At 65.5% G+C, this 22,160-nt stretch carries 19 protein-coding genes; 8 read left to right on the top strand and 11 right to left on the bottom strand.

Translation table 11 applies throughout. The features are described 5' to 3' along the window. Positions 1-2: 2 nt before the first annotated feature. Both cgtA and proB read left to right on the top strand, forming a co-directional pair. Entirely contained in the window at positions 3-1,073 is a 1,071-nt protein-coding gene (gene cgtA / locus BN2503_RS00415) for an Obg family GTPase CgtA (RefSeq protein WP_054254663.1), read from the top strand. Positions 1,074-1,139: 66 nt separating this feature from the next. Then, positions 1,140-2,279 (top strand): glutamate 5-kinase, encoded by a 1,140-nt coding sequence (gene proB / locus BN2503_RS00410; protein WP_054254662.1) that lies wholly within the window; start codon positions 1,140-1,142, stop codon positions 2,277-2,279. A gap of 35 nt (positions 2,280-2,314) precedes the next feature. On the opposite strand, the gene BN2503_RS00405 is transcribed toward proB, so the two are convergent. Next, positions 2,315-2,974, bottom strand: coding sequence for an RNA pyrophosphohydrolase (locus BN2503_RS00405; RefSeq protein ID WP_054254661.1), 660 nt, complete (start codon positions 2,972-2,974; stop codon positions 2,315-2,317). Positions 2,975-3,064: 90 nt separating this feature from the next. Here BN2503_RS00405 and BN2503_RS00400 point away from each other — a divergent pair, with 90 nt between their 5' ends. After that, the gene (locus BN2503_RS00400) at positions 3,065-4,810 is read left to right on the top strand and encodes a proline--tRNA ligase (protein ID WP_054254660.1); all 1,746 of its coding nucleotides are present in this window, start codon (positions 3,065-3,067) and stop codon (positions 4,808-4,810) included. 8 nt (positions 4,811-4,818) lie between these two features. Then, entirely contained in the window at positions 4,819-5,493 is a 675-nt protein-coding gene (locus tag BN2503_RS00395; protein WP_054254760.1) for a lytic transglycosylase domain-containing protein, read from the top strand. A 106-nt stretch (positions 5,494-5,599) separates the two neighbouring features. Here the strand turns inward: BN2503_RS00395 and paeA are convergent, their stop codons facing one another. The 5 genes from paeA to hemA all read right to left on the bottom strand — a co-directional run bounded on the left by paeA (position 5,600) and on the right by hemA (position 10,893). Further along, the gene (paeA, locus tag BN2503_RS00390) at positions 5,600-6,913 is read right to left on the bottom strand and encodes a polyamine export protein PaeA (RefSeq protein ID WP_054254659.1); all 1,314 of its coding nucleotides are present in this window, start codon (positions 6,911-6,913) and stop codon (positions 5,600-5,602) included. A 134-nt stretch (positions 6,914-7,047) separates the two neighbouring features. Then, positions 7,048-7,374: a Grx4 family monothiol glutaredoxin gene (gene grxD, locus BN2503_RS00385; RefSeq protein ID WP_054254658.1), complete on the bottom strand. Its 327-nt coding sequence runs from the start codon at positions 7,372-7,374 to the stop codon at positions 7,048-7,050. Positions 7,375-7,498: 124 nt separating this feature from the next. Beyond that, positions 7,499-8,326, bottom strand: a complete 828-nt coding sequence (gene prmC, locus BN2503_RS00380; RefSeq protein ID WP_411914284.1) for a peptide chain release factor N(5)-glutamine methyltransferase — start codon at positions 8,324-8,326, stop codon at positions 7,499-7,501. A gap of 55 nt (positions 8,327-8,381) precedes the next feature. Further along, positions 8,382-9,464 carry a peptide chain release factor 1 gene (prfA, locus tag BN2503_RS00375; protein ID WP_054254657.1) on the bottom strand — a complete coding sequence of 361 codons (1,083 nt, stop codon included), beginning with the start codon at positions 9,462-9,464 and terminating at the stop codon, positions 8,382-8,384. A gap of 109 nt (positions 9,465-9,573) precedes the next feature. Further along, positions 9,574-10,893: a glutamyl-tRNA reductase gene (hemA, locus tag BN2503_RS00370; RefSeq protein WP_054254656.1), complete on the bottom strand. Its 1,320-nt coding sequence runs from the start codon at positions 10,891-10,893 to the stop codon at positions 9,574-9,576. Positions 10,894-10,957: 64 nt separating this feature from the next. Between hemA and BN2503_RS00365 the strand changes: the two genes are divergently transcribed. Further along, positions 10,958-11,251, top strand: a complete 294-nt coding sequence (locus BN2503_RS00365) for a hypothetical protein (protein ID WP_411914285.1) — start codon at positions 10,958-10,960, stop codon at positions 11,249-11,251. A 6-nt stretch (positions 11,252-11,257) separates the two neighbouring features. On the opposite strand, the gene ugpQ is transcribed toward BN2503_RS00365, so the two are convergent. The 5 genes from ugpQ to ugpB form a co-directional block, all read right to left on the bottom strand. Further along, the gene (gene ugpQ, locus BN2503_RS00360; RefSeq protein ID WP_054254655.1) at positions 11,258-12,013 is read right to left on the bottom strand and encodes a glycerophosphodiester phosphodiesterase; all 756 of its coding nucleotides are present in this window, start codon (positions 12,011-12,013) and stop codon (positions 11,258-11,260) included. Continuing rightward, positions 12,010-13,032 (bottom strand): sn-glycerol-3-phosphate import ATP-binding protein UgpC, encoded by a 1,023-nt coding sequence (locus BN2503_RS00355; RefSeq protein WP_054254654.1) that lies wholly within the window; start codon positions 13,030-13,032, stop codon positions 12,010-12,012. Before BN2503_RS00355 ends, ugpQ begins: the two co-directional genes overlap by 4 nt. 63 nt (positions 13,033-13,095) lie before the next feature. Then, positions 13,096-13,947 carry a sn-glycerol-3-phosphate ABC transporter permease UgpE gene (ugpE, locus tag BN2503_RS00350; RefSeq protein ID WP_054254653.1) on the bottom strand — a complete coding sequence of 284 codons (852 nt, stop codon included), beginning with the start codon at positions 13,945-13,947 and terminating at the stop codon, positions 13,096-13,098. Positions 13,948-13,949: 2 nt separating this feature from the next. Next, positions 13,950-14,831, bottom strand: a complete 882-nt coding sequence (gene ugpA / locus BN2503_RS00345; protein WP_054254652.1) for a sn-glycerol-3-phosphate ABC transporter permease UgpA — start codon at positions 14,829-14,831, stop codon at positions 13,950-13,952. A 69-nt stretch (positions 14,832-14,900) separates the two neighbouring features. After that, positions 14,901-16,217, bottom strand: coding sequence for a sn-glycerol-3-phosphate ABC transporter substrate-binding protein UgpB (gene ugpB, locus BN2503_RS00340; RefSeq protein ID WP_054254651.1), 1,317 nt, complete (start codon positions 16,215-16,217; stop codon positions 14,901-14,903). 248 nt (positions 16,218-16,465) lie between these two features. On the opposite strand from ugpB, the gene serA reads away from it, so the two are divergent. The 3 genes from serA to BN2503_RS00325 all read left to right on the top strand — a co-directional run bounded on the left by serA (position 16,466) and on the right by BN2503_RS00325 (position 22,140). After that, positions 16,466-17,695 carry a phosphoglycerate dehydrogenase gene (serA, locus tag BN2503_RS00335; RefSeq protein WP_082366455.1) on the top strand — a complete coding sequence of 410 codons (1,230 nt, stop codon included), beginning with the start codon at positions 16,466-16,468 and terminating at the stop codon, positions 17,693-17,695. A gap of 99 nt (positions 17,696-17,794) precedes the next feature. Then, on the top strand, positions 17,795-21,721 hold the full coding sequence (locus BN2503_RS00330; protein WP_054254649.1) for a DUF3683 domain-containing protein: 3,927 nt from the start codon (positions 17,795-17,797) through the stop codon (positions 21,719-21,721). After that, positions 21,718-22,140, top strand: coding sequence for an HIT family protein (locus BN2503_RS00325; protein ID WP_054254648.1), 423 nt, complete (start codon positions 21,718-21,720; stop codon positions 22,138-22,140). The genes BN2503_RS00330 and BN2503_RS00325 overlap by 4 nt, the downstream gene beginning before the upstream one ends. Positions 22,141-22,160: the final 20 nt, after the last annotated feature.

Here is a 22,160-nt window from a genome sequence, read left to right as displayed (position 1 = left end):
CCATGAAATTCGTCGATGAAGCCTATATTGACATTGCCGCTGGCGATGGTGGCAACGGCTGCGTGTCGTTCCGGCATGAAAAGTACAAGGAGTTCGGCGGCCCCAATGGCGGTGACGGTGGGCGCGGCGGCCATGTCTTCGCGGTGGCCGATCCCAATCTGAACACGCTGGTGGACTACCGCTATTCGCGTCGCCATGAGGCCAAGCGTGGCGAGCATGGCATGGGCTCCGATATGTTCGGCGCTGCAGGTGACGACATCACCCTGAAGATGCCCGTGGGCACCATCATCACCGATGCGCAGACGGGCCAGGTGCTCTACGAGCTGTTGACCCCCGGCGAGTGCATCACGATTGCCAAGGGCGGGGATGGCGGTTTCGGCAATCTGCGTTTCAAGAGCGCCATCAACCGGGCGCCGCGTCAGAAGACGCCGGGCTGGCCGGGTGAGCGCAAGAGCCTGAAGCTGGAGCTCAAGGTTTTGGCCGATGTTGGGTTGCTGGGCATGCCGAATGCAGGCAAGTCCACCTTTATTGCCGCTGTATCGAACGCGCGGCCAAAGATTGCCGACTACCCGTTCACGACCCTGCACCCAAACCTGGGGGTGGTGCGCGTGGGGCCGGAGCAGAGCTTCGTGGTGGCCGATATCCCGGGTCTGATCGAGGGGGCCTCCGAGGGGGCGGGGCTTGGACACCAGTTCCTGCGCCACCTGCAGCGCACGCGTCTGCTGCTGCATATCGTCGATCTGGCGCCTTTTGACGAGGCGGTGGATCCGGTGGCACAGGCCAAGGCCATCGTGGGCGAGTTGAAGAAGTACGATGCCCAGCTCTATGACAAGCCGCGCTGGCTGGTGCTCAACAAGCTTGACATGGTGCCAGCGGAGGAGCGCGCAGCGAAAGTCAAGGACTTCGTTAAGCGCTTCAAGTGGAAAGGGCCAGTGTTCGAGATCTCCGCCCTCACGCGCGAAGGCTGCGAGCCCTTGATCAAGGCAATCTACCAGCATGTGCACGACCTGCAGCAGGCCGAGCATGGCGTGGTAGAGGTGGATCCCCGCTTTGTGGACGATGCACCACAGTGATTTTGCTCATTATTTGATAGCTTCTAGCGCTTGCCTGCTAAGCGCTAGAGCCCGAAAAGACCCAAAATGAATTCCAGTGTGTTGCGCGATGCCCGCCGCATCGTGGTGAAGGTCGGGTCCAGTCTGGTGACCAATGAAGGCCGGGGGCTCGACGAATCGGCCATTGCCCAGTGGTGCCACCAGCTGGCAGCGCTGGTGCAAGGCGACGACGCGGGCCGGCGCGAGGTCATCATGGTGTCCAGCGGGGCCATCGCCGAGGGCATGAAGCGTCTGGGCTGGAGCGCCCGGCCCAGCGAGGTGCATGAGCTGCAGGCTGCCGCCGCAGTGGGGCAGATGGGCCTGGCGCAGATGTACGAGACCAAGCTGCGCGAGCAGGGGTTGCGCAGCGCGCAGGTGCTACTTACCCATGCTGACCTGGCGGACCGCGAGCGTTACCTCAACGCGCGCTCCACTCTGCTGACGCTGCTGCAGCTGGGGGTGCTACCGGTCATCAATGAGAACGACACCGTTGTCAACGACGAAATCAAGTTCGGCGACAACGACACCCTGGGAGCCCTGGTGGCCAATCTGGTCGAGGCCGACGTACTCGTGATCCTTACCGACCAAAAAGGCCTCTACACCGCCGATCCGCGCAAAGATCCGTCCGCGCAGTTTGTGCATGAGGCGCGTGCGGGCGATCCCGCGCTGGAGGCCATGGCGGGTGGAGCGGGCTCTAGCATCGGCAAGGGGGGCATGATCACCAAAATCCTGGCCGCCAAGCGTGCTGCCGGCTCGGGTGCTTCCACGGTGATTGCCTGGGGGCGCGAGCCCGACGTCCTGGTGCGTCTGGCACAGGGCGAGGCCATTGGTACGTTGTTGGTGGCGCAAACCGCCAAGACACAGGCGCGCAAGCAATGGATGGTGGACCATCTGCAGCTGCGCGGTGCCGTCGTTGTGGATGCCGGTGCTGCCGCCAAGCTGTGCGGAGAAGGCAAGAGCCTGCTGCCCATTGGCATGACCCAAGTAGAAGGTGAGTTCTCGCGTGGCGATGTCATCGCCATCCGGGACGCTGACGGGCGGGAAATTGCCCGGGGCTTGGCCAACTATGCCAGCGCCGAGGCGCGCCTGCTGTGCCGCAAGCCTTCGGGTGCATTCGAGCAACTGCTGGGCTATGCGGCTGAGCCTGAAATGGTGCACCGCGACAACCTGGTGTTGGTGGGGCGCTGACCCGGTATGAAAAAGCCCGCAGTCGCGGGCTTTTCTTAATTGGCGGGCGGGGAAGCGTCTGTGGGCGCGTCGCTGGCCCCCTGGGGATCGGGATCGAAGCTTGCTCCCGGCGGCAGTTCCATGCCGGAGGGGCGTTGCAGGCTGCGCGGAGCATTGGGCGCGTGGATTGCTTGCTGCTCCCTGGTGCGCATGCCGCTGCGCAGATACCGGTTGCGCTGATCCTGGCGTGGCAGGAAGCGCGCCAGTTCGGTCAACGCCATCTCGTACACACCACGCTTGAACTCGACCACCACGTCCAGCGGCACCCAGTAGTCGTTCCAGCGCCACGCATCAAATTCGGGGTGGTCGGTGGCGCGCAGGTTCAAATCCCAGTCGTGCCCCAACAGCTGCAGCAGATACCAGATTTGTTTCTGGCCTTTGTAGTGGCCGCGCGCGTCGCGGCGGATATACCGGTCAGGCACCTCGTAGCGCAACCAATCCCGGGTGCGGGCCACCACGCGCACATGGTGGGGATGGAGCCCCACCTCCTCATGCAGCTCGCGGAACATGGCCTGCTCGGGAGATTCGCCCCGGTCAATACCGCCCTGCGGAAACTGCCAGCTGTGGGTGCGTATGCGCTTGCCCCAGAACACCTGGTTCCTGTGGTTGAGCAGGATGATGCCGACGTTGGGCCTGAAGCCGTCCCGGTCAAGCATAATCTAACCCCAATTTTTAAACTGCAGCCATTATGCATGCTGCCCTGTACCTGCCAAGGGTACTTGCCCGAATAGCCTGATTGCCCATCCATGAAAGCCTCCCAATTCTTCATTTCGACCCTCAAGGAAGCTCCGGCGGACGCCGAAGTGGTCAGCCACAAGCTCATGATGCGGGCCGGGCTGATCAAGAAGCTGGGGGCCGGAATTTATAACTACATGCCGATGGGGCTGCGTGTCATCCGCAAGGTCGAGGCCATCGTGCGTGAAGAGATGAACCGGGCGGGTGCGGTGGAGTGCGCCATGCCCGTGGTGCAGCCGGCCGAGCTGTGGCAAGAGACGGGGCGCTTCGAGAAGATGGGCCCCGAGCTGCTGCGCATCAAGGACCGCCATGACCGCGATTTCGTGATCCAGCCAACCAGCGAAGAAGTGGTCACCGACATCGCCCGCCAGGAGCTGCGCAGCTACAAGCAGTTGCCCAAGAATCTGTACCAGATTCAAACCAAGTTCCGCGACGAGCGCCGTCCGCGCTTTGGCCTGATGCGCGGGCGCGAGTTCATCATGAAGGACGCCTATTCCTTTGACCGCGACATGGTCAGCGCCAAGGCCAGCTACCAGGTGATGGCAGCGGCTTACCGCCGCATTTTTGACCGTTTCGGCCTGCGCTACCGTGCTGTGGCTGCCGACAGTGGCGCCATTGGTGGCGACCTGAGCGAGGAATTCCAGGTGATCGCTGCAACCGGCGAGGATGCCATCGTCTACTGCCCGCAAAGCGACTACGCCGCCAACATGGAGAAGGCCGAGGCACTGGCGCCCGTGCAACCGCGCCCTGCAGCTGCGCAGGCCATGACCAAGACACCCACCCCCGGCAAGGCCACCTGTGCCGACGTGGCGCAGTTGCTTGGCGTGCCGCTGTCCACCACCGTGAAGTCGCTGGTGTTGGCCACCGATACGTTGAACGATGCCGGTGACATCGTGGGCTCGCAAGTGTGGCTGCTGCTGCTGCGCGGCGACCATGACATGAACGAGATCAAGGTTTCCAAGGTGCCGGGGCTGGACAAGGGCTTTCGTTTCGCCACCCTTGCCGAGATCGAAGACCATTTCGGCTGCAAGCCTGGCTACCTGGGCCCCGTTGGGCTGAAGAAGCCGGTGAAGGTGATTGCCGACCGCGAAGTGGCCGTGATGGCGGATTGGATCTGCGGCGCTAACGAGGTGGACTACCACATCACCGGCGTGAACTGGGCGCGTGACCTGGCCGAGCCCGACGCTGTGGCCGACCTGCGCAACGTCGTGGCCGGCGACAAGTCGCCCGACGGTGCGGGTGAACTGGCCATCGAACGCGGCATCGAGGTAGGCCACGTGTTCTATCTTGGCACCAAGTACTCCAAGGCCATGAACGCCACGTTCCTGGGCGAGGATGGCAAGCCGGCGTTCTTTGAGATGGGCTGCTACGGCATCGGTATCACCCGTCTGCCGGCCGCCGCCATCGAACAAAACCATGATGAGCGCGGCATCATCTGGCCTGACGCCATCGCTCCCTTTACCGTGGTCGTCTGCCCGGTGGGCATGGACCGCAGCGATGCCGTGAAAGCCACAGCGGAGCAGCTCTATGCCGATCTGCTTGCGGCGGGCATCGACGTGATCCTGGACGACCGCGGCGAGCGCCCCGGCGCCATGTTTGCCGACTGGGAGCTGATCGGCGTGCCCCACCGCGTCACCATCGGCGACAAGAGCTTGAAGGACGGTGTGGTCGAGTACCAGCACCGGCGCGACGCTGCCGCCACCAAGGTGGCGGTAGGTGACATCGCCACCTATGTGAGGAGCCGCCTGTCGGCATGAACGTGGCCATGAGCACCTCTGTATCCCGCCGTCATTGCCTGGTGCGTTGCGCTGCCTTGGGTGTGGCCGGCCCCGCCTCGTGGCTGGCGCTGCCGGGCACGGCCCACGCTGGAGGGCAGCTGGAGGAGCCGCTGGTGGATTCGGTGCGCACTGCGCTCAGTTCCGCCGTTGCCAACCAAGCACCGCCAGAGCCCGAGTTCTTCACGACCGAGGCGCGTCTGCATTACCTGCGCTGGCTCGGCACCATGAGCGACCGTCTGCGCCGCCGTAAGCCCGACTGGGAGGTGCGCCGCGACTTCCTGCAGACCGTGTGGTACGAAGCCAAGCGCGCCGGGCTCGATGTGTCGCTGGTGCTCGGGCTGATCCAGGTGGAAAGCGCGTTCCGCAAGTACGCCGTCTCCAGCGTGGGTGCACGTGGCTACATGCAGGTGATGCCGTTCTGGACGCGCGTGATTGGCGATGGCGACCCAGGCAAACTGTTCCACATGCAGACCAACCTGCGTTTCGGCTGCGTCATCCTGCGCCACTACATCGAGCGCGAACGCGGCGACCTGTTCATGGCCCTGGGGCGCTACAACGGCAGCCGGGGCAAGTCACCCTACCCGGACGCGGTGTTCGGTGCCCAGCGCAACTGGGTCTTTCCGCCGCCGTTGCAGACGGCAGAACTGCGCTCAAACGGCTGAGACGGTGTGAACGAATCCGACATGCCCGCCATAGCCCGCGCTATGGCTGTGCTTTGCGCCTAGATGGCGCACGTTTGTGCCGCCTGCGCGGGCACGCCGGATGCATTTACACCGTCTGAGGAGTCGTGGCCTCCTGGGGCAGGCGCGACACCATGACCTGGTCGATGCGGTAGCTGTCCACGTCGAGCACCTCGAACTTGTAGCCCCCGAAGGTCACGCTGTCGGTGCGCCGGGGCACGCGGCGCAGCATCACCATCAGAAAGCCCGCCAGTGTTTCGTACTCCTCGGCGTGCGGCAGCGCATCGAGTTGCAGCGCGTGCAGCACGTCCTCGATCGGTGTCACGCCGTCGATCAACCACGAGTTCTCGTCGCGGCGCACGATCTGCTCTTCATCCGTGGGGCCCACCAGGCCACCCATTACCGTGCTCATCACGTCATTGAGCGTGACCACCCCCACCACCAGGCTGTATTCGTTCACGATCACGGCGAAATCCTCGTGCACCAGCCGGAACTGCTCCAGCACCTCGGCCAGCGTGAGCCGGTCGGGCACGATCAACACCTTGCGCAGCAGGGCGTCGTCGGCCAGCGAGAGCGCCTGGTTGTTCAGCACGCGCTGGAACAGGTCCTTGGCATCCACATAGCCCACCACGTGGTCGATATCGCCGTCGCACACCGGGTAGGTGGAAAACGGCTCAGCGGCGATGCGCGCGCGGATCACCGTGTCCGGATCGTCACGCAGAAAGTAGGCGATGCGGTCGCGCTGCGTCATGGCCGATGCCACCGTGCGCGAATCCAGCTCGAACACGTTGGTGATGACCTGCTGCTCGCGCGCGGCCAGCACGCCAGCACGGGCGCCTGCCTCCATCAGGGCCAGGATGTCGTCGGACGTGACGCGGTCGTCGCGCACCGTGGGCAGGCCCAGCAGGGCCGCAAGGCGGTTGGCCAGCCAGTTGAACAACCACACCAGCGGCTTGAACAGCGCTGTGAGCCACTGCATGGGGCGGCTCACCAATACCGCCAGCCGCTCCGGTTCGGCCATCGAGAGGCGCTTGGGCAGCAGGTCGGCCAGCAGGATGAACAGCGAGGTGATGAGGACGAAGGAGGCGAGAAAGCCCACCGTGGCCGCCGTCTCGGGTGCCAGCCAGGGTGTGAGCCAGCCGGAGAAATACGGCGTGAGCGCGCCTTCGCCCACCACGCCGCCCAGAATGGCCACGGCGTTCACGCCGATCTGCACCACGGTGAAATACTCGCCCGGCTGCTCCTGCGTGCGTATCACCAGCCCGGCGCGCGCATCGCCCTCGTCCACCATCTGGCGCAGCCGCAGCTTGCGTGATGCGGCCAGGGAAATCTCGGCGATCGAGAAGAATGAACTGGCAGCGATCAGCAGGACGATGGTCAGAAGGCTTTCGAGCAGACTCATGCACAACAGTGTAGCCAGGGCCTGCTGCCGGCGTGGGACAGATCCTGCGCAGCGGCGCGTACGGTCCAGAGCACCGGCGGGGGGCGCAAAAAAGCCGCCCGAAGGCGGCCCAGCAGGACGGCGTGGCTACGAAGTCAGCCTTGGGTGCCCAGCAGCTGCTGCAGTTCGCCCGATTCGTACATCTCCATCATGATGTCCGAGCCGCCGATGAACTCGCCCTTCACGTAGAGCTGCGGGATCGTGGGCCAGTTGCTGTAATCCTTGATGCCCTGGCGAATGGCGTCGTCCTCCAGCACGTTCACGGTGCCGATGTTTTTGGCATCGACGCCGCAGGCCTTGAGGATCTGTACCGCACGGCCCGAGAAGCCGCACATGGGGAAGCTGGCGCTTCCCTTCATGAACAGCAGGATGTCGTTGGTTTTGACCAGTTGGTCGATGCGTTCGCGGGTAGCGTTGTCCATGGATACTCCTGAAAACGGGCCGCACGCGGGGACGTGGGGTTGCGCGCGGCGGTGGGGGCGATTATTTCACCCTTGGTGCATCTTTCGCGCCAAAGGGCTTTGGCGTGCACCGCAGCAACACGCCTTAGCCGTCCCAGCGTCCGCCGGTGCAGCGGGCAATGCCCGCCAGGTCGTGGCGGCTGCCCACGTCGCTGAAGCCCGCCGCGCGCAGCAGTGTTTGCACTGCATCGGCCTGGTCCCAGCCATGTTCCAGCAGCAGCCAGCCGCCCGGCGCCAAGCGCGCAGGCGCTTGGGCGGTGATGGTCCGAATGTCGTCCAGCCCGTCCGCACCGCTGGCCAGGGCCGACAGCGGCTCGTGCGTGAGCGCGGCCAGGTGGGGGTCGTCCGCCCGTATGTAGGGCGGGTTGGAGACGATGGCGTCGAACGGCCCGGCCACGCCATCAAGCCAGTGGCTGCGCACGAAGCGCACGGGCAGGCCCAGCCGCACGGCGTTGGCTTGCGCCACATCCAGCGCATCCGCGCTGGCGTCCACGGCCAGCACCTGGGCGTCAGGGCGCTGGCTTTGCAGGGCCAGGGCGATGGCACCGCTGCCGGTGCCCAGGTCGGCGATGCGCGGCGCAACGCAGGGTGCAAGCAGCTCCAGCGCCCAGTCCACCAGGGTCTCGGTGTCGGGGCGCGGGTCGAGCACGCGCGCATCCACGGCCAGCGGCAGCCCGTAGAACGACTTGCACCCTGTCAGGTAAGCCACCGGCTCGCCTGCGGCGCGGCGCTGGCACAGGGCCAGGTAGGCGGCCAGGGTATCGGTAGGCAGCGCATCGTCGTCGTGCGCCAGCAGCCAGGCGCGGTCGTTCGGGTCGCGGCCCAGGCTGTGCAGTAGCAGCATTTGTGCGTCGAGGCGCGCCAGGCCCAGGTGCTGGGCTTGCTGCAAGGCATTGCGCAGAGGGATGTTCACTATGGTTTTGAGAGCTTCTGGCGCTTGACTGGCAAGGGCTGGAGGCCTTTTTCCTTTAAATCGAGGTTTCCAGCTCGGCCAACAGCTCGGCTTCGCGCGCATGCTGCAGGGCCTGCAGTACTTCGCCCAGATCACCTTCCATGATGGCCAGCAGCTTGTACAGCGTGAGGTTGATGCGGTGGTCGGTCAGCCGCCCCTGCGGAAAGTTGTAGGTGCGGATGCGGTCGCTGCGGTCGCCCGAGCCGATGAGGCCCTTGCGCAGCGCGGCTTCCTTGGCAGCACGTTCGCTGCGCTCTTTTTCTTGAATGCGCGCCTGCAGCACCTGCAGCGCTTTGGCCTTGTTGCTGTGCTGGCTGCGCCCGTCCTGACATTCAGCGACGATGCCGGTGGGAATGTGCACCACGCGCACGGCGGAGTCGGTCTTGTTGATGTGCTGGCCGCCCGCGCCGCTGGCGCGGAAGGTGTCGATGCGCAGGTCGGCGGGGTTGAGCGTGATGGCCTGCTGCTCGTCGGGCTCGGGCATCACGGCCACGGTGCAGGCGCTGGTGTGGATGCGGCCCTGTGTCTCAGTAGCGGGCACGCGCTGCACGCGGTGGCCGCCGGACTCGAAGCGCAGCGCGCCGTACACGTGGTCGCCTTCCACGCGCAGTACCACTTCCTTGTAGCCGCCGATCTCGCTCTCGTTGGCGCTCATGACCTCCACTTTCCAGCCCTGCGTGGCGGCGTAGCGTGTGTACATGCGCGCCAGGTCCCCGGCGAACAGGGCGGATTCGTCGCCGCCCGTGCCAGCGCGGATTTCAACGAAGGCGTTGCGCGCGTCGTCGGGGTCTTTCGGCAACAGCAGGCGCTGCAGCTCGTCTTCCAGTTGCAGCAGCTCGGCCTCGGCAGCGGCGATTTCCTCCTGCGCCATTTCGGCCATGTCGGGGTCGTCCAGCATGTCGCGCGCGCCCACGAGGTCGGCCTCGCGCTGGCGGTAGCGCGCGTAGCGCCCGGCCACGGCAGTCACGTCGGCATGTTCGCGCGAGATGGTGCGGTACTGCGCCATGTCGGCCATGATGTCTTCGCGCGAGAGCAGGAAGTCCAGCTCTTCGAGGCGCTGCGCGTAGCGTTCCAACTGGCTGCGGAGAAAGGGTTTCATCGGGTTTGGAGGGGTTTTGCTACCACTTTGGTAGCTGGTGGCGCTTGCCAGGCAAGCGCCAGGGGCATAAAACGCTTGGAAAAGCGAAAGGCGGGCGCGTGCAGCGCCGCTACAGGCTGCTCTTGCTTTGCGAGCGCAAGAACAGGCGCGAGACGGTTTGCGCCGTCTGGGTGCGCGTCTGCGCGTCGCCCGCGCGCAGTTCGGCCATGGTGCCATGCAGCATCTTCTGCGTGAGGCCGCGCGAAAGGGCTTCGAGCACGCTGTCGATGTCCTCGCCCTTGGCCAGGCGCTTTTTTGCGCGTGCGATTTCGAGTGCGCGCCATTCGTCGGTCTGGGCGTTGAGCTGCTGGATCAGCGGCACCACGCCGCCCGTGCCACTGGCGTCGCCGTGGGCCGGGCTGCGCAACTCGACCCAGTGCAGAAAGCTCTGCACGCCAGCGTCAATGATGGCCTCGGCCTGAGCCACGGCGGCCTGGCGGTTGGCGTGCGCTTTCTGCACCACGCTGGCCAGGTCGTCCACGGTGTACAGGTACACGTCCTCAAGCTGCTGCACTTCGGGTTCGATGTCGCGCGGCACGGCCAGGTCGACCATGAAGATGGGGCGGTGGCGGCGTTTCTTCAGCGCACGCTCCACGGCGCCCAGGCCGATGATGGGCAGGCTGCTGGCGGTGCAGCTCACCACGGCGTCGAATTCGTGCAGGCGCTCGGGCAGGTCGGCCATGCGCATGGCCTCGCCGCCGAAGCGCGTGGCCAGTTTCTCGCCGCGCTCCAGCGTGCGGTTGGCAATGGCGATGTGCTTGGGCGTCTTGGCCGCGAAGTGCGTGGCGCACAGCTCAATCATCTCGCCCGCGCCGACGAAGAGTACGCGGATCTCGCCCAGGTCTTCAAACAGCTGGCCCGCCAGGCGCACGGCGGCAGCGGCCATGCTGATGCTGTGCGCGCCGATGTCGGTGCTGGTGCGCACCTCCTTGGCCACGGCGAAGCTGCGCTGGAACAGCTGGTTCAGCGTGGTCCCGAGTGCGCCCGCGCCTTCGGCGGCGCGCACGGCGTTCTTCATCTGGCCGAGGATCTGCGCTTCGCCCAGCACCATGGAGTCGAGCCCGCTGGCCACGCGGAAGGCGTGGCGCGCGGCCAAGCCGTCTTGCAGGGTGTAGGAATGGGAGCGCAACACCGACGCATTCACGCCGCCCGTGTGCGCCAGCCAGTCCAGGGTGTGGTCCAGCGCGGGCTGCGTGGCAGCGCAGTAAATCTCGGTGCGGTTGCAGGTGGAAATGATGGCGGTCTCGACCGCCGGGTGGCGCGTGCCTTCGGTCAGGGCCTGGCGCAAGCCCTGCAGCGTGGGCGCTATCTGATCCAGCGCGAACGCAAAACGGCCGCGCAGATCAAGCGGCGCGGTCGTATGGTTGATGCCGAGGGCCCAGACTGCCATGGGGCGGATTATAAAATTCGCCGCTGCCCTTGCGGTACCTTGGGAAATAGGTACTGCATATGTCTTGATTTACGTCACGCTCGTGGACTTCTTCGCCCTTCTTGGCCACCTGTTCAACTTTGCCGCGCCTGCGCTGTTCCTGGCGCTGCTGCTGGCGTTGGGCGGGCGTTTTGTGGGGCCCAAAGGGGCCTCAAGCCTTACCTGGTACGCGCAAGCAGCTATCAATAGCGTAGTGGGTTGTGCCGTGCTGCTGGCGGGTCTGTGGTGGCTGGGGCGCGACGGCCGGATGCTCACCTATGCCGCACTGGTGCTGGCGTGCGCGAGCAGCCAGTGGCTGCTGCTGCGCGGCTGGCGCTGAAGGCGTTCAGCCCGCCGGGCAGAAGAAATCCACCCGGTCGGTGATGATGCCGTCGGTGCCCAGGCCGATCAGGCGCTGCGCCGCCGCCTCGTCGTTCACCGTGTAGCTCAGGCAGCGCAGGCCAGCGCCGTGCACATGGGCGACCAGCGCGGCGTCCCACAGCGCGTGGTTCAGCACCAGGGCCTGGCAGCCCAGGGCCAGGGCGGTCTGCACATCGTCGCCGCCAGGCGCCAGCCGGTCGGCCAGCAGGCCGCGGGGCAGCGCTGGCGCGGCGGCGCGCGCGCCTTCCAGTGCCGCGGGCTGGAATGAGGTCAGCAGTGGCGCCGTGCGGCCGGCGGGCCACAGCCGCGCCAGCAGCGAGGCCACGGCGCGGCCCGTGGCGTCTTCGGTGCCCGGGGTGGGCTTGATCTCGACGTTCAGGTCCAGGCCGTTGGCGAGGCACCAGCGCACCACGTTCTCCAGCGTGGGTAGGGCTTCGCCTGCGTAGGCGCGCGAATGCCAGGCGCCCGCGTCGAGCCGGGCCAGCGCGCCCCAGGGCAGGTCGCCGGCGGTGCCTTGGCCGTTGGTGGTGCGCTCCAGCGTGGCGTCGTGCAGCAGAAAGGGTACGCCGTCGCTGCTGAGCTTGGCGTCGCACTCGAACATGCGCCAGCCGTGCCGCGCGCCCAGGCGGAAGGCGGCCAGGGTGTTCTCGGGGGCGAGCTTGCCGGCGCCGCGGTGGGCGATCCAGCGGGGATAGGGCCAGGAGGGGAGCGGGGTGCTCATGCGGTGATCCTTTGGCCTGTTGTCTGGTCGAACCAGTGCAGCCGGTCGGCGCGCGCGGCGATGCGCGTAGTTTCTCCGGGTTTGGGGTAGGGGCGCCCTTCTTCGACGCGCACGGTCACGTCCTCGCCGCCCACCTTGCCGTAGAGCAGGCGCTCGGCGCCGAGCAGCTCGACGGTCTCGACGGTGAATTCCCAGCCGCCGCTGCCGTTGCCCGGCACCAGGTCGATGTGCTCGGGCCGCACGCCCAGAATGCGCCCGGTTTGGCCGCCGGGCGCATGGTGGAGCAGGTTCATGGGGGGCGAACCGATGAAGCTGGCGACGAAGGTGGAGGCGGGCTGGTGGTAGACCTCCTCGGGCGTGCCGAATTGCTCGACGTTACCGGCGTTCATGACGATCATGCGCTGCGCCAGCGTCATGGCCTCGACCTGGTCGTGCGTGACGAACAGGCTGGTGATGCCCAGCTCGGCGTGCAGCTTCTGGATTTCGATGCGTGTCTGGCCGCGCAGCTTGGCGTCGAGGTTGGACAGCGGCTCGTCAAACAGAAACACCTGGGGCTCGCGCACGATGGCGCGCCCCATGGCCACGCGCTGGCGCTGGCCGCCCGAGAGCTCGCGCGGCTTGCGCTCGAGCAGGTGCGACAGCTCCAGAATCTTGGCGGCCTTGTCCACGCGGCGGCGGATTTCGTCGGCGGGCACCTTCGCGATCTTCAGGCCGTAGGCCATGTTCTCGAAGTTGCTCATGTGCGGGTACAGCGCGTAGTTCTGGAACACCATGGCGATGTTGCGCTTGGCGGGCTCCAGGGTGTTCACCATGCGGTTGCCGATCCACAGCTCGCCGCCGGTGATCTCCTCCAGCCCGGCGATCATGCGCAGCAAGGTGGATTTGCCACAGCCCGAGGGGCCGACCAGCACGATGAATTCGCCGTTCTGTATTTCGGCGTTCACACCGTGGATCACCTGGTGGGCTTTGGGGCCGTGGCCGTAGCGCTTGACGATGTTGCGCAGGGAAATAGATGCCATGATTGCACTCAGTTTGATAGCTGCTAGCGCTTGTTGGGTAAGGGCTAGAGCCAGTTTTTATGCTTACTTCTCGGTGTCGACCAGGCCCTTGACGAACCACTTTTGCATCAGCACCACCACGGCGGTGGGCGGCAGCATGGCCAGGATGGCGGTGGCCATGGCGACGTTCCAGTCGATGGCAGCCTCGCCGCCCGTGGCCACCATGCTCTTGATGCCGATGACGATGGGGTACATGTCTTCGGTGGTGGTCATGAGCAGCGGCCACAGGTACTGGTTCCAGCCGTAGATGAACTGGATCACGAACAGCGCGGCGATCGAAGTGCGCGACAGCGGCACCAGGATGTCGAGAAAGAAGCGCATGGGCCCCGCGCCGTCGATGCGCGCCGCCTCGACCAGTTCGTCGGGCACCGTCAGGAAGAACTGGCGGAACAAGAAGGTGGCCGTGGCCGAGGCGATGAGCGGCAGCGTCAGGCCGGCGTAGCTGTTGAGCAGGCCCAGGTCGGCCACCACCTTGTAGGTGGGCAGGATGCGCACTTCCACCGGCAGCATCAGCGTGAGGAAGATGGCCCAGAAGCACAGCATCTTCAGCGGAAAGCGGAAGTACACGATGGCAAAGGCCGACAGCAAAGAGATGGCGATCTTGCCCACGGTGATGACCATGGCCACCACAAAGCTCACCCACATCATGTGGGCCGCGGTGGTGTTGGAGCCCAGCTTGCCCGCGCCAAACAGCGCGGCCTTGTAGCTCTCCCACATGTGGCCGCCGGGCAGCAGCGGCATGGGGGTCTGGACGATGGTGTCGGGGGTGTGGGTGGAGGCGACGAACGCCAGGTACAGGGGGAAGGCCACCACGGCCACGCCCAGCACCATCACGGCGTGCGACAGGAAGTTGAGCCAAGGGCTGCGGTCGATCATGGTCAGTACTGCACTTTCTTTTCCACGTAGCGGAACTGCACCACCGTCAGGGCGATGACCATCACCATCAGCACCACCGACTGCGCCGCCGAGCCGCCGAGGTCGAGCGCCTTGAAGCCGTCCAGGTACACCTTGTAGACCAGGATGGACGTGGATTGCCCGGGCCCGCCGTGCGTGGTGGCATCGATGATGCCGAAGGTGTCAAAAAAAGCGTAGACGATGTTGATCACCAGCAGGAAGAAGGTGGTGGGCGACAGCAGCGGCAGCTGGATGCTCCAAAAGCGCCGCCAGGGGCCCGCACCGTCGATGGCGGCCGCTTCGATCAGCGACTTGGGGATGGACTGCAGGCCCGCCAGGAAGAACAGGAAGTTGTACGAGATCTGCTTCCACACCGAGGCGATGACGACCAGCGCCATGGCCTGGTTGTCGTTCATCAGGTGGTTCCAGGTGTAGCCCATCTTCTCCAGACCGTAGGCCAGCACACCGATGGAGGGCGAGAAGATGAACATCCACAGCACCCCCGCAATGACCGGCGCCACGGCGTAGGGCATGATGAGCAGCGTGCGGTAGACCAGCGCGCCGCGCGTGATGCGGTCGGCAAACACCGCCAGCACCAGCGCCAGCACGATGCCGATGCCGGCCACCAGCACCGAGAACAGGGCAGTGACCTGGAACGAGGCCAGGTACGAGCTGTCGTTCCACAGGCGCTCGAAGTTCTCCAGCCCGACGAATTCGCGGCTCATACCAAAGGCATCCTCCATCTGCACCGATTGCAGGATGGCCTGGCTGGCGGGCCAGAAAAAGAACACGCCCACGATGGCCAACTGGGGCAGCAGCAGCACCCAGGGCAGCCAGCGCGAACGGAAAAGTACGCGTTTTTCCATGAAGGTCGTTCCAGAAACGGCAAAAAGCCTCCGCGCCCGTGGGCGGCGGAGGCCGATGCGGAAGGCCGCTTACTTGCCCTTGTTGGCCTGCTCGAAGCGCGCGAGCAGCTCATTGCCGCGCTTGACGATGGTATCCAGCGCTTCCTGGGCGGTTTTCTTGCCGGCCCAGACCAGTTCCAGCTCCTCGTCCTCGATGGTGCGGATCTGCAGGTAGTTGCCCAGGCGGATGCCGCGCGACTTGTCGGTGACCTTGCGGATCATCTGCGTCACGGCGACATCGGTGCCAGGGCGCTGCTGGTAGAAGCCGGATTTGTCGGTCAGCTCATAGGCGCCCATGGTGATCGGCAGGTAGCCCGTGCGCTGGTGGCTGGCGGCCTGCACCTTGGTCTGCGACAGGAAGTCGAAGAACTTGGCCACGCCCTTGTATTCCTCGGGCTTCTTGCCGGCCATCACCCACAGCGAAGCACCGCCGATCACGGTGTTCTGCGGTGCGCCCTTGACGTCAGGGTAGTAGGGCAGGGGGGCCAAGCCGTAGGCGAACTTGGCGTTCTTGGCCACATCGCCGTAGTAGCCCGACGAGGTCTGGATCATGGCGCACTCACCCGAGGTGAATGAACCCTGGGCGTCGGAGTTGCGGCCCTTGTAGACAAACTCGCCCGCCTTGGCGGCCTGGGCCAGGTTGTTGATGTGGCGCACGTGCAGCGGCGAGTTGATCTTCAGGCGTGCGGCATAGCCGTCCTTGGCCAGGCCGTTCTGGTGCGTGGCAAATTCCACGTTGTGCCAGGCCGAGAACGATTCGAGCTGCGTCCAGCCTTGCCAAGCCAGCGTCATCGGGCAGCTATGGCCGCTGGCCTTGAGCTTCTTGGCAGCTTCAAACACCTCGGGCCAGGTGGCCGGGGCCTTGTCGGGGTTCAGGCCGGCCTTTTTGAAAGCGTCTTTGTTGTAATAAAAGATGGTGGTGGAGCTGTTGAACGGAAAGCTCAGCATCTGGCCGTTGGGGGCCGTGTAGTACCCCGCCACGGCCGGAATGTAGGCGCTGGGGTCGAACGCCAGACCCGCGTCCTGCATCACCTTGCCCACGGGCACGGTGGCGCCTTTGCTGGCCATCATGGTGGCGGTGCCCACTTCAAACACCTGCAGGATGTGTGGCGAGTTGCCGGCGCGGAACGAGGCGATGGCCGCCGTCATGCTCTCGGGGTAGGAGCCCTTGAATGTGGGCACCACCTTGTAGTCCTTCTGGCTTTCGTTGAACTGCTTGGCCAGGTCGTTGACCCACTCGTTGTTCACGGCGGTCATGGAGTGCCACCACTGAATTTCAGTTTGCGCGTGCGTCGCAGCCGCAGTGGCGGCGATGGCCGCGGCCATGGCCAGTTGTTTGAATTGCATGAAAGACTCCTGTTGGGATGGCAAGGGCTACCAAACGGCCCAGGGTAGGGGGCGTTGGTGACAGAACGGTGTCGTTGTCGCACAAGCCGCGCCCGTGTCACAACCGGGGGAAACCCGTCGTCAGCCTGTCGTCAGGGGCGCATTGTGACGAATGGCAGGGCGTCTGCCCAATAGCGGTGCATTCGCTAAGGTTTTGTGCGATGCAGCATGCTTGTTTCCCGTCACTTTCCGCCAAAGGCCCTCCCATGTTGCACAAGACATCCCTGGACAAGAGCAAGATCCGTTTCCTGCTGCTCGAAGGCATCCACCCCAGTGCCCAGGAGGTGCTGCGTGCGGCAGGTTATTCCCAGATCGAGGCCTTGCCTGGCGCACTGGAGGGCGAGGCGCTGCAGCGCAAGATCGCCGATGCGCACTTTATCGGCGTGCGCTCGCGTACCCAGCTAACGGCCGAGGTGCTGGCGCATGCGCACAAGCTGGTGGCCATTGGGTGCTTTTGCATCGGCACCAACCAGGTGGACCTGCAGGCCGCGCGCGAGCGCGGCATCGCAGTGTTCAATGCGCCGTACTCCAACACCCGCTCGGTGGCCGAACTGGTGTTGGCCGAGGCCATCCTGCTGCTGCGCGGCGTGCCCGCGCGCAACGCGGCGGCGCACCGCGGCGGCTGGCTCAAGAGCGCCGACAACGCCTACGAAGCCCGGGGCAAAACGCTGGGCATCATCGGCTATGGCGCGATTGGCTCGCAGTTGTCGGTGCTGGCTGAAGCGCTGGGCATGCAGGTTGTGTTTCATGACGTGGTGGGCAAGCTGCCGCTGGGCAACGCGCGCCAGGCGGCTGGGCTGCACGCGCTGCTGGCGCAAAGCGACATCGTGAGCCTGCACGTGCCCGAGGTGCCTTCCACGCAGTGGATGATTGGCGCCGCCGAAATCGCCGCCATGAAGCCCGGTGCCATCCTCATCAATGCCTCGCGCGGCACCGTGGTCGAGATCGACGCGCTGGCCCAGGCGCTGCGCGAAGGCCACCTGGCGGGTGCGGCGGTGGACGTGTTCCCGGTCGAGCCCAAGAGCAACAAGGACGAATTCACCTCGCCGCTGCGCGGGCTGGACAACGTGATCCTGACGCCGCACATCGGTGGCTCCACGCAGGAGGCGCAGGCCAACATTGGCCTGGAGGTGGCGGAAAAACTGGTCAAGTACAGCGACAACGGCACCAGCATCACCTCGGTCAACTTCCCCGAGGTGGCGCTGCCCGCGCACCCGGGCAAGCACCGCATCCTGCACGTGCACCACAACCAGCCGGGCGTGCTCTCGGCCATCAACCAGGTGTTCGCGGCACTGCACGTCAACATTGCCGGCCAGTACCTGCAGACCGACGACAAACTGGGCTACGTGGTCATCGACCTGGATGCGCAGTCCTCCGAACTGGCGCTGGAAAAACTCTCGCAGGTGGCAGGCACCATCCGCTGCCGCGTGCTGTTCTAGACGTGTGGCCCTATGCGCCAGCGGCGTAGCAGGCCGCGCCCTTAAAATCGCACCCCCGAGGCACGAGGGCGCGTCGCGCGTCCATCCCAGGTTGACCCCATGAATGTTCCGATAGAGCTGGCTGCCTTGCAGCAGGCACAGGGCGCTGAGCCCGTGCGCTTGCGCGAGATTCCGTACAACTACACCTCGTTTTCCGACCGGGAAATCGTGATTCGCCTCCTGGGTGCTTCGGCCTGGGACGTACTCGACCAGTTGCGCCGTGAGCGCCGCACCGGCCGCTCGGCGCGCATGCTGTACGAAGTGCTGGGCGACATCTGGGCTGTCCAGCGCAATCCGTACCTGCAGGACGACCTGATCCACACCCCCGCGCGGCGCAAGCTGCTGGTGGACGCCATGCGCCACCGCATCGCCGAGATCGAGAAGCGCCGCCTGCCGCAGGAAGACCCCGAGCGCGACCGCCGCGTCGGCCTGCTGGTGGATGCCGCGCGCCGCGCCATCGCCGAATTCGACGCCACGCTGGCCGAGGTGGGCGAAATGCGCAAGCGCGTCGCGCGCCGACTGGGGCGCCACACGGCCAAGGACAACATCAAGTTTGACGGCCTGTCGCGCGTCAGCCACGTGACCGACGCCACCGACTGGCGCGTCGAGTTCCCGTTTGTCGTGCTCACGCCCGACACCGAGGCCGAGATGGCGCAGCTCGTCAAGGCCTGCATCGAGATGGAGCTGACCATCATTCCGCGTGGCGGCGGTACCGGCTACACGGGCGGGGCCATTCCGCTGACGTGGCGCAGCGCCGTCATCAACACCGAAAAACTCGAAGCCATGAGCGGCGTGGAAATGCGCCGCCTGCCCGGTGTCGAGCAGGAGGTGGCGACGGTGTGGACCGAGGCCGGCGTGGTCACGCAGCGCGTGTCCGATGCGGCGGAGAGCGCAGGCTTTGTCTTTGCGGTGGACCCGACCAGCGCCGAGGCCAGCTGCATTGGCGGCAACATTGCCATGAACGCGGGCGGCAAGAAAGCCGTGCTGTGGGGCACGGCGCTGGACAACCTGGCGAGCTGGCGCATGGTCACGCCTGATGCGCAGTGGCTGGAAGTCACGCGTATCAACCACAACCTGGGCAAGATTCACGACGCCGAAGTTGCCAGCTTTGAGCTGCAGTACTTCGAGGCCGACGGCAAGACGCCGGTGCGCACGGAGCGCTTGGACATTCCGGGTAAAACCTTCCGCAAGGAGGGCCTGGGCAAGGACGTGACGGACAAGTTCCTCTCGGGCCTGCCCGGCGTGCAGAAAGAGGGCACCGACGGCTTGATTACCAGTGCGCGCTGGATCGTGCACCGCATGCCGGAGCACACGCGCACTGTGTGCCTGGAGTTCTTTGGCTCTGCCAAGGAAGCGGTGCCCAGCATCGTCGAGATCAAAGACTTCATGTTTGCCGAGCAAAAGCGCTCGGGCGTGCTGCTGGCCGGGCTGGAACACCTGGACGACCGCTACCTGCGTGCCGTGGGCTACACCACCAAGAGCAAGCGCGGTGGCCTGCCCAAGATGCTGCTGGTGGGCGACATTGTGGGCGACGACCCCGACGCCGTGGCGCGTGCCGCCGCCGAGGTGGTGCGCATCGCCAACTCGCGCTCGGGTGAGGGCTTTACGGCGGTGAGCGCCGAAGCGCGCAAGAAATTCTGGGCCGACCGCAAGAAAACCGCCGCCATCAGCCGCCACACCAACGCCTTCAAGATCAACGAAGACGTGGTGATTCCGCTGCCGCGCATGGCGGAGTACACCGACGGCATCGAGCGCATCAACATCGAACTGAGCCTGCGCAACAAAATTGAGCTGGCCGATGCGATTGAGGCGTTCTTCACACGTGGCGAGCTGCCGCTGGGCAAGCCCGAGGCGGGCGGCGAGCCCCCTTCGCCCGAGCTGCTGGAAGAAAAGCTGGCCCTGGCGCTGGCCCAAGTGCGCGAAACACGTGCGCTGTGGCAAGACTGGCTGCAGCGCGTGGAGGAACTGTTCCCGCAGCTGCAAGACCACAGCCTGCGCGCCAGCTGGAAGGCGCAAATCCGCGACCCGCTGCGCAACATCTTCACCGGCAGCGACTTCGAGCCGCTGATGCGTGCGCTGGGCGAGGTGCAGCAGCGCGTGCTCAAGGGCCGCGTGTGGGTGGCGCTGCACATGCATGCCGGTGACGGCAACGTGCACACCAACATCCCCGTGCACAGCGACAACTACGACATGCTGCAAACCGCGCACGAAGCGGTGGCGCGCATCATGGTGCTGGCGCGCAGCCTGGGCGGTGTGATCTCGGGCGAGCACGGCATTGGCATCACCAAGCTGGAGTTCCTCACCGACGAGGAGCTGGCGCCGTTTGCCGAATACAAGCGCCGGATTGACCCGCAAGGGCGCTTCAACGATGGCAAGCTGCTACGCAATCAGGAGCTGTCAGCGCACGATGGGCGGGCGTTGGAGGCCGATTTGGCCAAAATTCCTGCACGCCGCTCGCTGCGCTTTGCCGACCTGACCAACGCCTACACGCCGAGCTTCGGCCTGATGGGCTACGAGTCGCTGATCATGCGCCAGAGCGACATTGGCGACATCGTTGCCAGCGTCAAGGACTGCCTGCGCTGCGGCAAGTGCAAGCCGGTGTGCTCTACGCACGTGCCGCGTGCCAACCTGCTGTACTCGCCGCGCAACAAGATTTTGGCCACCTCGCTGCTGGCCGAGGCATTCTTGTACGAGGAGCAGACGCGCCGGGGCGTGTCCATCCAGCACTGGCAGGAGTTCGAGGACGTGTCGGACCACTGCACCGTGTGCCACAAGTGCTACACGCCGTGCCCGGTGAAGATCGACTTCGGCGACGTCACCATGGCCATGCGCAGCCTGCTGGTGAAGATGGGCAAGAAGAGCCTGCGCCCCGGCAACAAGCTGGCCATGGCCATGCTCAATGCCACCAACCCCGACACCATCAACCTGCTGCGCGCGGGCATGGTCAACGTCGGCTTCAAAGCGCAGCGCATGGCCGTGGACGCGCTGCGCAGCCTGAGCCGCCCGCAGACCGCGCGCCCGCCCGCCACCGTGGGCACGGCGCCGATCAAGGAGCAGGTGATCCACTTCGTCAACAAGAAGCTGCCCGGTGGCCTGCCCACCAAGACGGCACGCGCGTTGCTCGACATCGAAAACAAGGACTACGTACCCATCATCCGCGACCCGGCCGCCACCACGGCCGACAGCGAGGCGGTGTTCTACTTCCCGGGCTGCGGCTCCGAGCGCCTGTTCAGCCAGGTGGGCCTGGCCACCCAGGCCATGCTGTGGCACGCCGGCGTGCAGACCGTGCTGCCGCCGGGCTACCTGTGCTGTGGCTACCCGCAGCGCGGCAGCGGCCTGCAGGACAAGGCCGAGAAAATGATCACCGACAACCGCGTGCTGTTCCACCGCGTGGCCACCACGCTGAACTATCTGGACATCAAGACGGTGGTGGTGAGCTGCGGCACCTGCTTCGACCAGTTGCAGGGCTATGAGTTTGACAAGATCTTCCCGGGCAGCCGCATTGTCGATATCCACGAATTCCTGCTGGAAAAGGGCATCAAGCTGCCCGAGGGCCAGGGCGGCTACCTGTACCACGAGCCGTGCCACAACCCGATGAAGCAGGGCGACTCGATGAAGACCGTGCGCGCACTGGTGGGCGACAAGGTGCTCAAGAGCGAGCGCTGCTGCGGCGAGTCGGGCACGCTGGGCGTGACGCGGCCGGACATCTCCACGCAGGTGCGCTTTCGCAAGACCGAGGAAATTCGCAAGGGCGAAGCGCAGCTGCGCAGCAGCGGCGCCGTGGGCGCGCAGGACAACATCAAGATCCTGACCAGCTGCCCGAGCTGCCTGCAGGGCATCTCGCGCTACCAGGATGACCTGTCCACCGGCCTGCTTGAAGCCGACTACATCGTGATCGAGATGGCACGCCAGATTCTGGGCGCCAACTGGTTGCCCGAGTACGTGCAGCGTGCCAACGCCGGCGGCATTGAGCGGGTCCTGGTATGACCTGTGCGCTGTGCGAAACAGACGGCGGCACGCTGGTCTGGCGCGGCGACCAGCTGCGCCTGATCCGCGCCGATGAAGCCGGTTTTCCCGCCTTCTACCGCGTGGTGTGGAACGCGCATGTGGCGGAGTTCTCCGATCTGTCGCCTGCCGAGCGTACCCACTGCATGGACGTCGTGGCGCGCGTGGAGCAGGTGCTGCGCACCCAGCTGTCGCCCGCCAAGGTCAATCTGGCAGCGCTGGGCAACATGGTGCCGCACCTGCACTGGCACGTGATTGCGCGCTTCGCCTGGGACAGCCACTTTCCCGCGCCCGTCTGGGCGCCGCCGCAGCGCGCGCGCGACGCAGCGCAGGAGGCGGCCCTGGCCGCGCGCTTGCCTGCGCTGGACGCCGCGCTGCGTCATGCACTATCCAATTCATAGCTGCTAGCGCTTGCTGGGTA

Origin of the sequence: Paenacidovorax caeni, from assembly GCF_001298675.1 — a bacterium.
Lineage (GTDB): Bacteria > Pseudomonadota > Gammaproteobacteria > Burkholderiales > Burkholderiaceae_C > Paenacidovorax > Paenacidovorax caeni.
Note: the sequence above shows the minus strand (reverse complement) of the source record. Positions and strands in the feature narration are given on the sequence as shown.

What these genes read in the sequence shown, in the direction of transcription:
- BN2503_RS00400 (WP_054254660.1), top strand. Translation starts at nt 3,065, where the DNA reads ATGAAAGCCTCCCAATTCTTCATTTCGACCCTCAAGGAAGCTCCGGCG.
- ugpE (WP_054254653.1), bottom strand. Translation starts at nt 13,947, where the DNA reads ATGATCGACCGCAGCCCTTGGCTCAACTTCCTGTCGCACGCCGTGATG.
- BN2503_RS00325 (WP_054254648.1), top strand. Translation starts at nt 21,718, where the DNA reads ATGACCTGTGCGCTGTGCGAAACAGACGGCGGCACGCTGGTCTGGCGC.
- proB (WP_054254662.1), top strand. Translation starts at nt 1,140, where the DNA reads ATGAATTCCAGTGTGTTGCGCGATGCCCGCCGCATCGTGGTGAAGGTC.
- BN2503_RS00405 (WP_054254661.1), bottom strand. Translation starts at nt 2,974, where the DNA reads ATGCTTGACCGGGACGGCTTCAGGCCCAACGTCGGCATCATCCTGCTC.
- paeA (WP_054254659.1), bottom strand. Translation starts at nt 6,913, where the DNA reads ATGAGTCTGCTCGAAAGCCTTCTGACCATCGTCCTGCTGATCGCTGCC.
- BN2503_RS00330 (WP_054254649.1), top strand. Translation starts at nt 17,795, where the DNA reads ATGAATGTTCCGATAGAGCTGGCTGCCTTGCAGCAGGCACAGGGCGCT.
- ugpB (WP_054254651.1), bottom strand. Translation starts at nt 16,217, where the DNA reads ATGCAATTCAAACAACTGGCCATGGCCGCGGCCATCGCCGCCACTGCG.
- ugpQ (WP_054254655.1), bottom strand. Translation starts at nt 12,013, where the DNA reads ATGAGCACCCCGCTCCCCTCCTGGCCCTATCCCCGCTGGATCGCCCAC.
- BN2503_RS00395 (WP_054254760.1), top strand. Translation starts at nt 4,819, where the DNA reads ATGAGCACCTCTGTATCCCGCCGTCATTGCCTGGTGCGTTGCGCTGCC.
- BN2503_RS00355 (WP_054254654.1), bottom strand. Translation starts at nt 13,032, where the DNA reads ATGGCATCTATTTCCCTGCGCAACATCGTCAAGCGCTACGGCCACGGC.
- cgtA (WP_054254663.1), top strand. Translation starts at nt 3, where the DNA reads ATGAAATTCGTCGATGAAGCCTATATTGACATTGCCGCTGGCGATGGT.
- ugpA (WP_054254652.1), bottom strand. Translation starts at nt 14,831, where the DNA reads ATGGAAAAACGCGTACTTTTCCGTTCGCGCTGGCTGCCCTGGGTGCTG.
- grxD (WP_054254658.1), bottom strand. Translation starts at nt 7,374, where the DNA reads ATGGACAACGCTACCCGCGAACGCATCGACCAACTGGTCAAAACCAAC.
- prfA (WP_054254657.1), bottom strand. Translation starts at nt 9,464, where the DNA reads ATGAAACCCTTTCTCCGCAGCCAGTTGGAACGCTACGCGCAGCGCCTC.
- hemA (WP_054254656.1), bottom strand. Translation starts at nt 10,893, where the DNA reads ATGGCAGTCTGGGCCCTCGGCATCAACCATACGACCGCGCCGCTTGAT.